The organism is Clostridium pasteurianum BC1, assembly GCF_000389635.1.
Classification (GTDB): domain Bacteria; phylum Bacillota; class Clostridia; order Clostridiales; family Clostridiaceae; genus Clostridium_I; species Clostridium_I pasteurianum_A.
In genome coordinates, this window is sequence record NC_021182.1 from 1,313,399 (window position 1) to 1,327,922 (window position 14,524).

At 30.4% G+C, this 14,524-nt stretch carries 15 protein-coding genes and 1 other annotated feature; of the genes, 13 read left to right on the plus strand and 2 right to left on the minus strand.

Annotated elements, in window-relative coordinates; all coding sequences use genetic code 11:
- Positions 1-222: 222 nt before the first annotated feature.
- A complete protein-coding gene (locus CLOPA_RS06045; RefSeq protein ID WP_015614582.1) occupies positions 223-2,172 on the minus strand; it encodes a YgiQ family radical SAM protein in 1,950 nt (649 codons plus the stop codon).
- An 806-nt stretch (positions 2,173-2,978) separates the two neighbouring features.
- Here CLOPA_RS06045 and sleB point away from each other — a divergent pair.
- From sleB to CLOPA_RS06075, 6 genes are all read left to right on the plus strand, one after another.
- The gene (gene sleB / locus CLOPA_RS06050) at positions 2,979-3,680 is read left to right on the plus strand and encodes a spore cortex-lytic enzyme (protein WP_015614583.1); all 702 of its coding nucleotides are present in this window, start codon (positions 2,979-2,981) and stop codon (positions 3,678-3,680) included.
- Positions 3,681-4,171: 491 nt separating this feature from the next.
- Positions 4,172-4,747: a serine O-acetyltransferase EpsC gene (gene epsC, locus CLOPA_RS06055; protein ID WP_015614585.1), complete on the plus strand. Its 576-nt coding sequence runs from the start codon at positions 4,172-4,174 to the stop codon at positions 4,745-4,747.
- Positions 4,748-4,934: 187 nt separating this feature from the next.
- The gene (gene queG / locus CLOPA_RS06060) at positions 4,935-5,915 is read left to right on the plus strand and encodes a tRNA epoxyqueuosine(34) reductase QueG (protein ID WP_015614586.1); all 981 of its coding nucleotides are present in this window, start codon (positions 4,935-4,937) and stop codon (positions 5,913-5,915) included.
- 94 nt (positions 5,916-6,009) lie between these two features.
- A complete protein-coding gene (locus CLOPA_RS06065) occupies positions 6,010-6,714 on the plus strand; it encodes a lysophospholipid acyltransferase family protein (RefSeq protein ID WP_015614587.1) in 705 nt (234 codons plus the stop codon).
- Between the two features lie 86 nt (positions 6,715-6,800).
- Complete coding sequence (nth, locus tag CLOPA_RS06070; RefSeq protein WP_015614588.1) at positions 6,801-7,442, plus strand: endonuclease III; 642 nt, start codon at positions 6,801-6,803, stop codon at positions 7,440-7,442.
- Between the two features lie 69 nt (positions 7,443-7,511).
- Positions 7,512-8,831 carry a chloride channel protein gene (locus CLOPA_RS06075; RefSeq protein ID WP_015614589.1) on the plus strand — a complete coding sequence of 440 codons (1,320 nt, stop codon included), beginning with the start codon at positions 7,512-7,514 and terminating at the stop codon, positions 8,829-8,831.
- A gap of 80 nt (positions 8,832-8,911) precedes the next feature.
- On the opposite strand, the gene CLOPA_RS06080 is transcribed toward CLOPA_RS06075, so the two are convergent.
- The gene (locus tag CLOPA_RS06080; protein ID WP_015614590.1) at positions 8,912-10,108 is read right to left on the minus strand and encodes a cation:proton antiporter; all 1,197 of its coding nucleotides are present in this window, start codon (positions 10,106-10,108) and stop codon (positions 8,912-8,914) included.
- Positions 10,109-10,311: 203 nt separating this feature from the next.
- Positions 10,312-10,368 (minus strand) — a sequence feature (sodium ion sensor (DUF1646 type); this cis-regulatory element may regulate processes involved in with the transportation of sodium ions).
- 236 nt (positions 10,369-10,604) lie between these two features.
- Between CLOPA_RS06080 and CLOPA_RS06085 the strand changes: the two genes are divergently transcribed.
- The 7 genes from CLOPA_RS06085 to CLOPA_RS06110 all read left to right on the plus strand — a co-directional run bounded on the left by CLOPA_RS06085 (position 10,605) and on the right by CLOPA_RS06110 (position 14,503).
- Positions 10,605-10,916: a DUF2325 domain-containing protein gene (locus tag CLOPA_RS06085; protein ID WP_015614591.1), complete on the plus strand. Its 312-nt coding sequence runs from the start codon at positions 10,605-10,607 to the stop codon at positions 10,914-10,916.
- Complete coding sequence (locus CLOPA_RS06090) at positions 10,894-11,508, plus strand: HD-GYP domain-containing protein (protein WP_015614592.1); 615 nt, start codon at positions 10,894-10,896, stop codon at positions 11,506-11,508. The genes CLOPA_RS06085 and CLOPA_RS06090 overlap by 23 nt, the downstream gene beginning before the upstream one ends.
- An 18-nt stretch (positions 11,509-11,526) precedes the next feature.
- Complete coding sequence (locus CLOPA_RS26435) at positions 11,527-11,655, plus strand: hypothetical protein (RefSeq protein ID WP_278246037.1); 129 nt, start codon at positions 11,527-11,529, stop codon at positions 11,653-11,655.
- A gap of 51 nt (positions 11,656-11,706) precedes the next feature.
- Positions 11,707-12,333 carry a hypothetical protein gene (locus tag CLOPA_RS06095; RefSeq protein ID WP_015614593.1) on the plus strand — a complete coding sequence of 209 codons (627 nt, stop codon included), beginning with the start codon at positions 11,707-11,709 and terminating at the stop codon, positions 12,331-12,333.
- A 202-nt stretch (positions 12,334-12,535) separates the two neighbouring features.
- Entirely contained in the window at positions 12,536-12,880 is a 345-nt protein-coding gene (locus CLOPA_RS06100; RefSeq protein ID WP_015614594.1) for a phenylpyruvate tautomerase MIF-related protein, read from the plus strand.
- Positions 12,881-13,112: 232 nt separating this feature from the next.
- Positions 13,113-13,682, plus strand: a complete 570-nt coding sequence (locus CLOPA_RS06105; protein WP_015614595.1) for a LemA family protein — start codon at positions 13,113-13,115, stop codon at positions 13,680-13,682.
- Positions 13,683-13,690: 8 nt separating this feature from the next.
- A complete protein-coding gene (locus tag CLOPA_RS06110) occupies positions 13,691-14,503 on the plus strand; it encodes a TPM domain-containing protein (RefSeq protein WP_015614596.1) in 813 nt (270 codons plus the stop codon).
- Positions 14,504-14,524: the final 21 nt, after the last annotated feature.

The following is a 14,524-nucleotide window of genomic DNA, read 5'->3' on the forward strand; positions in this document are numbered from 1 at the left end:
TATTTTCTATTGTATTTGTTTCAGTTTACAAAGAGCAACTAACATTTTAATGTGCTATCTAGCTCTCGCCTATAGAGGATAGATAGCAAATATATAACTGCACGGATAGATTGAAATTATTAGGATGGAAATTTACTATAATCAGGTTTACTAAAAAGCATGTATTTGTAAGCAGGAGAAGATATGAATACAAATACATGCTTTCTAGATAAATTAAAACTGTTAGTTTATTCTAGTTTTTAATTTACTCTTCTTGGAATTATGTTTATTAATCTTTGTATTGTTTTTATTATTAGAAAAATGCTTTGTTTCATTATCTGAAATTTTTTGCTTACTATTTTTAGCTTTAGTGGATTTGTTTACCTTTACCCTTGGAAACGATGGGATAAGGCAATTAGAACCACCGCCTATTAAATCTTCTCTATGAGCCTTTACTAATGCTTCTTTAACAATTTTATAATTTTCTGGTTTAGCAAATTGCAGCAGTGCTCTCTGCATGTTTTTTTCATGCTGCGTTTTAGGGACATATACCTTTTCATCTGTAAAAGGATCCATTTCTGTATAATACATAGTAGTAGAAAAACTTCCAGGTGTGGGATAAAAATCCTGTACCTGTTCTGGCACGTATTTCATCTCCTTTATATATAAAGCAAGTTCTATGGCAGCGTTAAGGTCACTTCCTGGATGACTTGACATAAGATAAGGAACAAGATATTGTTTCATTCCCAAACTATTATTTATATCAAAATATTTTTTTACGAAGCTATCGTAAACATTTCTACCGGGCTTTCCCATTTTCTTTAAAACTTTATCACTTATGTGTTCAGGTGCAACCTTTAGCTGACCACTTATGTGATATTTGCAAAGTTCCTCAAAGAATTGTGTGTTTTTATCATGTATGAGATAATCATATCTTATTCCAGAACGTATAAATACCTTTTTTACCTTTGGTAGTGATCTAAGCTTTCTTAAGAGGCTAAGATATTCAGTGTGATCAATTTTTAAGTTTTTGCAGGGATTTGGGAAAAGACACTGTTTATTTTTACATACACCTCTCTCAAGCTGCTCTTTACATGATACATGTCTAAAATTAGCAGTAGGACCACCAACATCATGAATATAGCCCTTAAAGTCACTGTAATTTGTCATAGCCTTAGCTTCATCAATAATAGAAGTCTGGCTTCTATGCTGAATAGTTCTACCCTGATGAAAAGTTAGAGCACAGAAGGAACAGCCGCCATAACAACCTCTGTGACTGGTAATGGAAAATTTAACCTCTGTAAGAGCAGGTATTCCACCTTTATCTTCATAGCATGGGTGGTAGGTTCTAGTGTAAGGAAGATTATATACTACATCCATTTCATCCTCTGATAAAGGATATTGTGGTGGATTTTGTACTATATATCTATCACCATGCTTTTGAACAATGGCTTTTCCTCTAAATGCATCCTGTTCCATATCTTGAAGCTTATAGGCATTTCCATAGGCTTTTTTATCTGAAGAAACCTCTTCATAGGAAGGTGTTTCTACATAGTCCTTTAAGGAACTTATGTCTGAAGTGGTGTATTCCGTGCCGCGTATATCATTCATGTCTTTTATATTCATGCCATATTTACATAAATTTGCTATCTGAGCGGTAGTTTTTTCACCCATGCCATAGGCTAATAAATCTGCTTTAGAATCAATGAGTATACTTCTTCTAACTTTGTCTTCCCAGTAATCATAGTGAGCAAACCTTCTAAGGCTCGCTTCAATGCCGCCTACAACTATAGGTACATCTTTATAAGCCTCACGAGCTCTATTGCAATATACTATAAGCGCTCTGTCTGGTCTATGACCACTTTCGCCTCCGGGGGAATAGAAATCATCATGTCTTTTTTTCTTTGCAGCAGTATAATGATTAACCATAGAATCTATATTTCCAGAGTTTATAAAGAAAGCATATTTAGGTTTCCCAAGCTTCATAAAATCCTTAGAACTTCTCCAATCAGGCTGAGCTATTATTCCAGCAGTAAAGCCTTCATTTTCAAGAACTCTTCCAATTATAGCACTGCCAAAGGAAGGATGGTCTACATAGGCATCTCCCGTTATTATTATAAAATCAAGTTGATCTATTCTTCTTTCTATTAAATCATTTTTACATATGGGTAAAAATCTATTGTTTTCTTTCATTAATTTTCTCCTAAACTTATTTTCAATATTTCAATGTATTTCTAATTTTAAATAGTTTTGTACAGTTATTGATGTATTTTTTTAATAATATAAAAAACTAGTATTGTGTAATATTGATTAATAAATAATATTAACATAATATGAGATAAATATAAATATGCAATAGTGAGAAAGGGCGAACTAACTATCAGGTTAGTTAAGCTAATACATGGTAATTTTTGAGCATTAACAAGTGAAAGCTTTTCACCTGGCTGACGCGGTGAAAAAGTGAAAGATTGCCGCTGGGGCGTCAAGGTGAAAGATTTAATCTTGGCTTCGCCTCGATTAAAAGTGAAAGAATTCACGTAGTGAATAGTGAAGGAGGCTTTTTCTCCGCTGTGCTGCGAAAAAGCTTTATAACTAAAAGTTTAATTATTATGAAAGGCTAATTATTTTTTATTTTAAATTTTATCGCAGCGAAAGCGGAGAAAAAATACCCTTCACTTTTGGCTTTAGCCAAGTCTATCACTTTTAACCAGCGAAGCGACGTTAAAGCTTTCACTGATTAATGAACAGAAACTTTCAAGTTAGTTGGCAACTTTCTTAAATCAAGAATTTTATATTTCTATAAGTAAAGGATAAAGAAAAAATTTCCTTTAAAAGAAAAGTATTTTTTTCAATAATTAAGTAAAAAATAGAATTATCTTTTAAAAGAGTAAAAGTAAATTAAATGGTAACAAAATTTATGAAAAGGAGGAATACTCTTAGTAAAACTTATTTAAAGTTTTATTTTAAATATATAAGTTTTGCTTAAGAGCTATGATTATATGGAGACTATAAAAAATAAAAAAATTACATTTTCTCTAATAGCGGTATTACTAGTTACATATTTTAGTACTTCCATTATTTTTTCTCCCTATAGCAACGCTGTCAATGTTATTTCCTATAAATATGGATCAAGTGGCGCTGCAGTAACTCAAATTCAAACTAAATTAAAAAATTGGGGTTACTATAAAGGTAGTGTAGATGGTAAATTTGGATATGATACTTATTTATCTGTAAAAAGTTTTCAAAGTAAAAATGGTTTGACGGCAGATGGTATTGTAGGAGATAGTACTTTGGCAGCTTTAGGTATAAATAACCCATCACAGTCTACTAATGCACAGTATTCCGGTAATAGTCAGGATTTAATGCTTCTTGCAAGATTAATTAATGGTGAGGCAAGAGGAGAGCCTTATGAAGGTCAGGTGGCAGTAGGAGCAGTAGTTATCAATAGAACAAGAGATTCAAGATTTCCTTCAACTGTTGCGGGAGTGATATATCAGCCAGGGGCGTTTACAGCGACGGTAGATGGTCAGATAAATGCTAACATAGAACAAAGTTCTATTAATGCAGCAAGAGATGCTCTAAACGGCTGGGATCCATCAGGAGGGGCAATTTATTATTTTAATCCAGCTAAATCTACAAGCCAATGGATATGGTCCAGACCACTAATTAAAATTATTGGTGCTCATAGATTTTGTAGCTAATATATTTAATAGTCTAAGCTCAGTGAATTTTATATCTTCACTGAGCTTAGATTTTTATTTTCTAATTCATTGAAAAAAACAAACTGTTCTAAGATTGATTCATTGATATGTACATAAAAATACATTTATTTGCAAAATACAGTTGACAAAAAATAATTATAGAATATAATAAGTATATAAAAACATACTCAAACACTTGGAAATATGTTGAAAAAGGAAAGTATTTTAAATGGAATTTGCAGAGAGAGAACTGGAAGCTGAAAAAGTTCTTAAAGGAAGTTTAAGAGAAGTGCCCTTTGGAATAGTGTCTTTGAATTTTAGTAAAAGACAACGGTGAAGCCCGTTATAGCTTTAGGGCATAATGTGCTTGAATATGTAGCTTTTAGAGTGGATAACGAGCTATGAACTTCGTCTCTATAATGGGGTGGAGTTTTTTTATTTTATATAAAGATATATAAAACAATTATATATCTATTTGAGGTGAGATGTTAATGTTTAATAATCTGAAATACGATTTAGACAAAATAATGGAAAATGATCCTGCTGCTAGAAATAGGATTGAAGTATTTTTACTTTATCCATGTGTACATGCAATATTATGGAGTAGGGTATCTCATTTTTTTTATAAATCAAAAATGTTCTTTTTAGCCAGATTAATTTCACAGTTAGCCAGATTTTTTACTGGAATAGAAATTCATCCAGGTGCAAAAATAGGAAGGGGTCTATTTATAGATCATGGAATGGGAGTTGTAATTGGTGAAACTGCTGAAGTAGGAGATAATGTGGTATTATATCATGGGGTTACTTTAGGGGGAACAGGTAAACACAAGGGAAAAAGACACCCTACTGTTGGAAATAATGTTCTTATAGGTAGTGGGGCGAAGGTATTAGGACCTGTGAATATTGGGAATAATGTTAAAATAGGAGCTAATGCGGTGGTATTAAAGGATGTACCTGATAACTGTACAGCTGTTGGAGTGCCAGCAAGAATAATTCCTCCCAGACTAGAAGAAAAAAGTATAGTAGAAGAAAAAAATATAATTGATATGAAGGATTATATGTATTAAGTTAAGTAAATTAATTGATAATCAAAACTGCTGCTAAGGGGGCAGTTTTTTTCTTAGTATAAGGCATATTCAAAATATACGTCGTATCTTTGATTTACTATTTATTTTCATATGCCTAAATCAATTTGTAGTAAATAAGATTCAGTAATATGGAGCAAAAAACAAGAATATAAATGGAGAAAAATATATGAGTAATAAAAGTCATATTATAGATTTTTGTAAAAAACTAGGTATTTCAGAAATAGGTTTTTGTAAATGCGAAACTTTTTATGAATTAGAGATATATCTGAATAAGAGAAAAACTTTGAAATTACAAAATGAGTTTGAAGAAAAAGATATAAATAAGAGAATAAATCCTAATTTTTACATGGAGAAAGGTAAGACTATCATATCTATAGCATTTCCCTATAGAGTTAATGAATATAAAAGAGAAGATGTATATTTTTCTTCATATACAAGAGGAAAAGATTATCATAAAGTAGTGTCCAGCTATCTTGAAAAAGTATGTAATTTTATAGAAGCGATAGGGGGAAGATCAGAATATTTTGTAGACAGTAATGTTCTTCCAGAAAGATATATAGCCTACAAAAGTGGAGTAGGTTTTATAGGTAAAAACAATATGCTTATTAATGAAAAGTATGGTTCCTATGTTTTTCTAGGAGAGATTATAACAGATTTATCTATAGAGCCGGATAAATCAATTAAAAGCAAATGTGGGGAGTGTGAAAGATGCATAAATGCATGTCCTACTAAATCTATAAATAGAGATTTTAATGATCCGAATATATGCCTATCTTATATTACACAGAAAAAACACATAGAAGATGAATGGTTTAGTAGATTTAATGGGAGGCTGTTTGGTTGTGATACTTGTCAGATAGTGTGTCCTTTTAATTATGAGGTGGAATATTCAAGCATAGAAGATTTTCAACCATTGGAGTTTATGAGCAAGGTTGATCTATATGAACTTATTTGTATGGATAATAAAACCTTCAATGATAAATATAAATTGTCTTCCTGCGGGTGGAGAGGCAAGAATATAATTCAAAGGAATGCTCTTATAAACTTTTTATTGTATAAGAATAATAGAATGGTAGAGAATCAGAAAATAATATCACCTTACATAAATGAATACCTTAATAGACTTTTAAATTTTAATAAATTATAATATAATAGACAATTGAAAGTTAATTTTATAATTTACATATAGCTTGTATATCTATGGATTATATATAATTTATTAATTGAAAGGCGGGATTTAAGTGATTATTTCTCCAAAATTATTAAGACTTATAGAGCTTCTTCCTACTGGAGTGGTTAGAGTTTTTGCTATTAAATTTTTGTCGAGACTTATAGATAAACATGCAAAAATTCATTTATCGGGAACAGAGAATTTAGAAGGAGCAAAGGGACCATTTCTTTTTATAGGTAACCATTTGAGTAATTCTGATGGAATTATTTTATGGAAAGTTATGAAGGAATGGGATCCAACCTTTGTAGCAGGTGTAAAATTAAAGGGCGATGCTTTAACTTATCTAGGTACAATAGCTGTTAAAAATACAACTATAATACCAAATACTGCAGATAAAGAGGGAATATCAAACATAATAAAATTACTTAAAAGTGGGGAAAATATAGTGATGTTTCCTGAGGGAACTAGAAGTAGAGTAGGTTCTATGATAAAAGCTAAAAGAGGACTTAATTTAATTGTAAAGTTAAGTAAGGCTACGGTTGTACCTATAGGAATGTACGGTTCCGAAAAACTTCTTCCTGTAGGAAGAGATGCTGACATGAATAATGAAACCTTTCACAAGTCAGATGTGTATATAAAAATCGGAAAACCTTTTGAAATGTCAAAGAGAGATAAAGATGAAGGCAGAAAGGAATATGAGGAAAGAGCTGCAGATGAAGCAATGAAGAAAATTGCGGAGCTTTTGCCAGAGGAATACAGAGGAGTATATAAGTAATGTTCAAATTAAACAGTTAAAATGTATAGATAGCGGCTTTGAATTATTGTTTATTTTAGCATATCTAAATAAAAGTTGGTGATAAATTGAAGAAGAAAGATATTGATAGTACTTTAAAAATTCTAAGTGAAGTCTATAATGAAGCAAAATGTGCACTGAATTTTAAGAGTCCCTATGAACTTTTAATTTCAACTATTTTATCTGCTCAATGTACAGATGTAAGAGTGAATATGGTAACTGAAAAATTATTTAATGAATACAATACTCCAGAAAAAATGGCGGAACTCACAGATGAAGAGCTTCAAGAAAAGATTAAACCCTGTGGTTTCTATAGAAATAAGAGTAAAAATATTTTGGCTACATCTAGAGCTTTGCTTTTAAATTATAATGGTCAGGTTCCAAATACCATGGAGGAGCTTATTAAATTACCTGGAGTAGGGAGAAAAACTGCAAATGTGGTAATGTCTAATGCTTTTAATATACCCGCTATAGCAGTAGATACCCATGTATTTAGAGTATCTAAGAGGATAGGCTTTGCTTCAGGAGACAATCCTCTTAAAGTAGAAGAAGAACTTAGAGAGGTTATTCCAAAAAAATTATGGAGTAATGCACACCATTATCTTATATGGCACGGCAGAAAGATATGTAAAGCGAGAAAGCCACAGTGTGAAATTTGCCCCATAAGTGAATATTGTAATTATTATAAAGAAAATTTTAGTCACTTATAATTAATCAGTAATATTGAAGTATTGGAATCTATACTCAAGATTGATAAAATAAATCAAGAGGTGACTTTTGTGAGATCTTTAAAAAAAATTTCTACAGAGGAATCCATTTTTATTGCAAGTGCACTAAAATGGACTTTCTTATCTATACTAATAGGTTTATTAGTAGGATCCTTTACAACCTTATTTATAAAAATTATAGTGATTGGTGCTGATTTTACATCAAAGTTTAAATTTTATTATTTTTTTCTTCCAGCGGCATTCTTCTTAAGTAGTTTTATAATACTTAAACTTGCACCTGATGCAAAAGGTCATGGTACAGAAAAAGCTATTGAAAGTGTAAATAAAAATAATGGAAATATGAATATAGTTGTAGTTCCTGTAAAACTTTTAACTACATTTATAACTATAATTTTCGGTGGCTCAGTTGGGCTTGAAGGCCCAGCCACTCAAATAGGTGGTGCAATTTCATCTTTTATAGGTCAGATAACAAAAATGAACGCAATGGACAAGCGCCGTCTTGTGGTATGCGGAATAAGTGCTGGATTTGTGTCTGTATTTAATGCTCCCGTTGGTGCTGCAATATTTGCTTGTGAAGTTTTATACATAGGCAAAATTTCATACATAGCTCTTCTTCCTTCACTCATATCTTCTTTTGTAAGTTACTATGTTGGACTATATATGGGAAATAAACCTTTGATTTTTACTATAAAATATGTACCCAATAATCAGGTAACTGCATTCTTAGAAGTATTTGTTTTTGGTATTGCCATTGGATTTTTAGCTATACTGTTTATAAAATTAATTAAATATGTTGAAAAAGGCTTTAAAAAAATCAAAATATATGCTCCATTGAGAGGAATTATAGGTGGTATTTTAATAATAGCAACAATTTATATGTTTAATTCTTTTCAGTCACTTGGAATAGGAGATGGAACTATAAATAGAATTGTTTCAGGTGAAAAATTTAACAATTTCTTATTTATAAATAAAGCTTTAGTAACTGCTTTTACATTGGGTTCTGGCGGAAGTGGCGGAATTCTAACACCTATGCTTTTCATTGGCTCTTCCTTTGGAAATGCTTGGGCGCAAATTACAGGTTCAAATGTAGCTTTTTACTCCGCAATAGGCATGGCATCCTTTTTAGCTGCCTGCTCAAATGTTCCTATTTCATCCATTATAATTGCCATGGAGCTTTTTGGAAATCAGGCTGGAATATATGCAGCTATAGCAATAGGAATAAGCTATATAATAGTTGGTCATGAAAGTATTTACCCAACTCAAGTTCTTGTATACTCTAAAACACCTTCAGTGTCAATTGATACAGATATGGAAATAGGTGATATTAAAGAACAAAAAATATCAGAAAAAAAACATATAATGTGGAAATAACAGCTTAATGGATTTAAGAAACAATACGGTCTCAAAATTTAGTAATGCCTATTAGAGAAAGCACTGTTTTTTATAGTTATTTATATATTATTGTTTTCAATTAATTTTTCATTTCTGTGGGAAAATGCCATTTTCAACAGAATAGGAGTAATTATAGTGGTAAGTATTACTACTATTAATGTGGGTAGAAATACTTCCTCTGATATAAGTTTTCTTTGAAGGCATATATTTGCAGTTATTATAGCTACTTCACCTCTTGAAATCATACCTACTCCAATTTGCAGGGATTCGCTTTTACTCATTTTTAACATTCTGGCAGCAATACCGCAGCCTGCTATTTTTCCTATTACGGCCACTATGAACATTACTATAGTTATAAGTACTATTTTTAAATTCAATCCATTTAAATTTGTTTCAAGACCAACGCTGGCAAAGAATATAAGAGATAAAAATCCTGAAGAAATGGCTTTTAAATTTCGTTCTATATATTCCTTGTAATGCAGCGATGAAAGAATAAGACCGCATATATATGCTCCTGTAATTGCAGCCATTCCCAAAGATTCAGCTATAAAGGCCATTAATAGGGCAAAGGCTATGGAAAATGTAAGTACAGATCGTCCTGGTTTTATATCCTTGGAGAATCTAATTATATATTTTGGCAAATATGCTATTGCGAATATTGAACCAATGCAGAATAGGATTATCTTTGTAAAAGTTAACAAGAGTATTACGGCAGTAGAAGATGTGGTAGCTGCTGTAGTATTTGTTTGAGCTAAAACAAGTACTAAAGAAATAAGAATAAGACCAAGTACATCGTCTATTACCGCAGCTCCCAAAATATTAATTCCAGACTTGGAATTTAATTTACCAAGTTCTGTTAAGGTTTGAACTGTTATACTGACACTGGTAGCTGTTAAAATTACCCCAATAGTAATATTTTCCCATAAATTATTGAAAAAGATATAGGCAGATAATGTACCCAAAATTAAAGGAACCATAATTCCCATTAGTGCAATTATAAGTGCAGATAAGCCTGATTTTTTAAATTCCTGTACATTTGTTTCTACGCCTGCAAGAAACATTAACATGATTACTCCTAACTCTGAAAGCAGCTTTATATTATCATCATAATGTACAATGTTCAATATCACTGGTCCAAGAACTACACCAGCTACTAAAGCTCCAAGAACTTCAGGCATTTTAAATTTTTTGCTTATTAGCCCTCCTATTTTTGTGAATACTAATATTAAAGCAATGTTTAATAAGGTTATTTCCATGATGACCTCCTTATTTAATAATTTAAATTATTTTTAGTATATAAGTTTCAATTAGACATTTAACTGATAATAGATAATTACAATATACCTAAATCAATAGTCATTTGTAATAAATATTAAAATAATTAGTTTATTGCAATATGATTTTTAGATTAAAGGTAAAATAAATTTAAAATAACGACAAAAAAAGCGGTAAGTATTGAAACTTTCCACCCCAAAAGTCATAATCTCTTGAAAACAAATAAATTATTCGTCCAACCGAAAATACAAATATTCAATTTAATTTGATACTAGCATAGATATAATATTAAGTCAATTCATATAAAATTTTTACTACAAAATTACAATTAAAGTAATAAAAAAATGTATATATGGGAATAATATATTTACAAGTGGTAAAATCTATATTAAAATGAAAATGAGAATCGATATCAATACATAAATTGAAATCAATAAGGGATGTTTTGTTGAATTAAAATAATAGGAGGAAAATTTTATGAGTATTTTACTTGTTGGGGGAGACAAACTAGATAATATAAAGGAAAAATTAACGGAGAAGGGATTTAAGAATATAGAGCATGTTAGTGGCAGGAAGAAGAGTGACAAGAAGATAAAAATTCCTGAAAAGACAGATTTAGTTTTAGTTTTTGTAGATTATGTAGGACACAAGCTTTCACAAACTATAAAGGAGCAATCTAGAAAGTGTGATGTAAGAATTGCCTTTAGTAAACGTTCGTGGACGTGTATGGAGAAAACTATTCAAAAGTGCATTGAGGACATAGGAAATGATAAGCGAAGTTCTATTTAGAACTAAGGAAAAGACTATATATCATGATATTATTGAAAGCTTAGTAACAGCTCTTGAAGCTAAGGATATTTATACAAGTGGTCACTCTGAAAGAGTAGCTTTTTTGTCCTATGAATTATCTAAAAAAATTGGTCTAAAAGGAGTAGATATTGAAAATATTCATATAGCTGCACATCTTCATGACATTGGGAAAATAGGTGTACCGGATAAGGTATTGAATAAACAGGGGAAATTATTACCATACGAATGGGAGTATATAAAAATGCATCCTAAAATAGGATATAATATTTTGAGTAAGTCAAAAAAATTAAAACATATAGCAAAAATGGTATTATATCATCATGAAAGATGGGATGGGAAAGGATATCCAAATGGACTTATTCGAACAGATATTCCATTAGGTGCAAGGATAATAGCTATATGTGATTCTATTGATGCAATGACCTCTAATAGACCTTATAGAAAAGCAATGGATTTTCAGATTTGCATGAAAGAAGTATTAATTAACAAAGCTATTATGTTTGATCCATACATAATTGAGTGTATTGAGGATAATTTGAATTTTATGAGACAAATTATTAATCTAAAATAGAATTATAATAATAAATTTATGAAGAATTTATTGATGTTTTTAGAACTTGTTATAATAAAAGCTTTAATACTGACAATGCAGTTAACTTCAGTATTAAAGCTTTTATTTTATATTTGCATAATAATTGAAAAAATGAAGAAAATATAAAAATTAACAATTAAATATATTTTTATCTTGCAGCAAAGGGAGTGGAATGATATGACAAAAACTTTTTTTAGAGAAATGATCTCGGCTACTGCAATCATAATCGGAACCCTTATAGGTGCCATATGCAGTTATCTCATAGCTAAAAGTACTACTAATAAAAGTACAAAGGTTCAAAATGAAATATTTAATGAAAGCAGAAGGTTAGAAGAAAATATAAGGAAAAAAAACACCTGCCAATATGCAAATATACTGCAGCTAGATATATGTACAGCTATATTTCAAAGTATAAGGTCAATAAGAAATATTAATAGTAATGAAAATGACAAATATCCAATTTATATACCAGTGAATACTCAATATTCTAAAGCAATTGCATTTCTTACGGATGATTTTAATTTAAAAGAAATGAGCTATTTATATCAATTATATGGAATTATTGAAAAGATAAATTATGATATAAAAAATTTAGATTATAAAAATAATAGAGGCTATGATTCTGTAAAAATAGATTTTGAAATATTCCTAGAAAAGCTTTATGGGAAAAATATGAGTATAATTCTAAATTTAGACATAGATAATGAAATTAGTTATGAAGAATTAATAAGTAATAATTTTATAAAAGCTGGTTATAAAATTGTACTTCAGAAATTAAATAAAATTTGTAATTCTTCAAACTAAATTTTTAAATATAACTAAGAAGCTACTTTATAAGAAGTGGACAATTGATCTATTTTTGCTAAAAGTTCAATTAGCATGTGAAACTATATAAAATAAATAATTAAATGTAATTTTATTAATATCATGGTATAATTTAATTAGAAAAATTTAAATAAGTGGTAAAAAAGAAATTTTAATATAAACTTAGTAGGAGAGTGTTGGGATGCCTTATATTAACTCAAATTTAACAATGAAACTTACAGAGGAAAAGAAAAATACAATAAAAGAGAAATTAGGGGAACTTATAAGCATTTTACCTGGCAAAAGTGAGGATTGGCTGTTTGTAGGATTTAATGATAATAAGACTTTATATTTCAAGGGTCAAAAAAAAGAAAAAGCAGCAGTTGTAGAAGTACAGATATGCGGAAGTGCAAGTAGAGAAAGCAAAGAAAAGCTTACTGGTGCTATTTGCAATTTATTAAGGGATGAACTTAATATTGATGGAGAAAGTACATATGTGATTTTCCATGAAATTAATGATTGGGGTTATAATGGAACTCTATTTTAGAATATATTTTTGAAGGATATAAATTTATTGTATTTATTTGTATGGGAACACATAAAATTAAAAGTAAATTTCATAAATATTGAGAAAGGAAAAGGTTGACCTCTTATTTTAATTGGTTTGTAAGTAGGTGTTGTATGTATGTGCAAAATAATACATAAAAAATCTTACTAGCTAAAATACCTCTTAATAAATAAGAAATGAATTTTTATAATATTCTGTCAACGGTAATTATATGAGTAAAACTTTAAAAACAATAATAATCATCATAGTAATTGCATTAATTATTATTGTGCCAATTATAAGTACATACAATTCTATGGCGGCTTTGAATCAAAAGGTGATTAGTTCATCTTCAAATATAGATACTCAGCTGCAGAGAAGATCTGATTTAATTCCTAATCTTGTGGCTACAGTAAAAGGATATGCTTCTCAGGAAAAAAATATTTTTACTGATATCGCCAACGCAAGAGTGAAGCTCGGTAGTGCTCAGGGAATACAGGAAAAAGCAGATGCAGATAATCAACTATCTCAATCATTGTCAAGACTTCTAGTTATAGTAGAAAATTATCCGGATTTAAAGTCTAACCAGAATTTTAGAGATTTATCCGTAGCTCTTGAAGGCAGCGAAAATAGAATTTCTGTAGCAAGGCAGGATTATAATAATGCTGTAAATGATTATAATACATCTATAGTGAAGTTTCCAAGCAATATTGTAGCTAGAATTTTTGGATTTACTTCTAAACCTTATTATAAAGCTGATGCAGGAGCTTCTCAGGTACCTAAAGTTGATTTTACAAAGTAGGGATTATTATGAATAAAATTAAAGGTAAATTGATATTAATATTGATGATATTAATATTAGTAATTATAGTACCAGTGTTGAATATAAAAGCACAAACACAAACTCTTTCACCTACAAGTCTTAAATATGTAAATGACTACGCTGGTATAATGGATGATAGTACAAAGCAGTATATTGTATCTGTAGGAAATGAACTTGAGAATAAAACCGGTGCCCAGTCAGTGGTGGTTATAATTAATTCATTAGATGGCAGGGATATAGAGAGTTATGCTAATGGACTTTTCAGAGAATGGGGTATAGGTCAAAAGGACAAAAATAATGGTTTGCTTATACTCATTTCCATGAAAGATAAAAAATGGAGAGTGGAAGTAGGAAAAGGACTAGAGGGCACTATAACTGACATTTATTCTGCAAGAATTATGGATTCTGTGGCTGCACCTAAGTTTTCAACTGGAAATTTTAATCAGGGTATAAAAGATGCTTATTCTGTATTTGCGGATGATATAGCAAAATCTTATAATGTAAAACTAGAAAAGAATTCACACATAAAAGTAAATGAAAATGGTGATAAAAATACCAAAGGGATAGTAAGCTTAATACCAGCTGCCTTTATAATTTTGATTTTTATAATTTTAATCTTTAGGTCTTTTAGAAAGGGACCAAGGGGTGGAAGCGGGTTTGGTGGCGGAGGCTTTGGCGGATTCGGGGGCGGAGGCTTCGGTGGATTCGGTGGTTCAAGTGGAGGATCTTCTGGTGGAAGTGACTTCGGTGGTTTTGGAGGTGGAGATTCTGGCGGCGGCGGATCTTCTGGAGGTTGGTAGTAAAATAAGTGATAGCCTTAG

Coding starts and splice junctions, on each gene's coding strand:
- CLOPA_RS06045 (WP_015614582.1), bottom strand. CDS start 2,172: ATGAAAGAAAACAATAGATTTTTACCCATATGTAAAAATGATTTAATA.
- sleB (WP_015614583.1), top strand. CDS start 2,979: ATGGAGACTATAAAAAATAAAAAAATTACATTTTCTCTAATAGCGGTA.
- epsC (WP_015614585.1), top strand. CDS start 4,172: ATGTTTAATAATCTGAAATACGATTTAGACAAAATAATGGAAAATGAT.
- queG (WP_015614586.1), top strand. CDS start 4,935: ATGAGTAATAAAAGTCATATTATAGATTTTTGTAAAAAACTAGGTATT.
- CLOPA_RS06080 (WP_015614590.1), bottom strand. CDS start 10,108: ATGGAAATAACCTTATTAAACATTGCTTTAATATTAGTATTCACAAAA.
- CLOPA_RS06085 (WP_015614591.1), top strand. CDS start 10,605: ATGAGTATTTTACTTGTTGGGGGAGACAAACTAGATAATATAAAGGAA.
- CLOPA_RS06090 (WP_015614592.1), top strand. CDS start 10,894: ATGATAAGCGAAGTTCTATTTAGAACTAAGGAAAAGACTATATATCAT.
- CLOPA_RS26435 (WP_278246037.1), top strand. CDS start 11,527: ATGAAGAATTTATTGATGTTTTTAGAACTTGTTATAATAAAAGCTTTA.
- CLOPA_RS06095 (WP_015614593.1), top strand. CDS start 11,707: ATGACAAAAACTTTTTTTAGAGAAATGATCTCGGCTACTGCAATCATA.
- CLOPA_RS06100 (WP_015614594.1), top strand. CDS start 12,536: ATGCCTTATATTAACTCAAATTTAACAATGAAACTTACAGAGGAAAAG.
- CLOPA_RS06105 (WP_015614595.1), top strand. CDS start 13,113: ATGAGTAAAACTTTAAAAACAATAATAATCATCATAGTAATTGCATTA.
- CLOPA_RS06110 (WP_015614596.1), top strand. CDS start 13,691: ATGAATAAAATTAAAGGTAAATTGATATTAATATTGATGATATTAATA.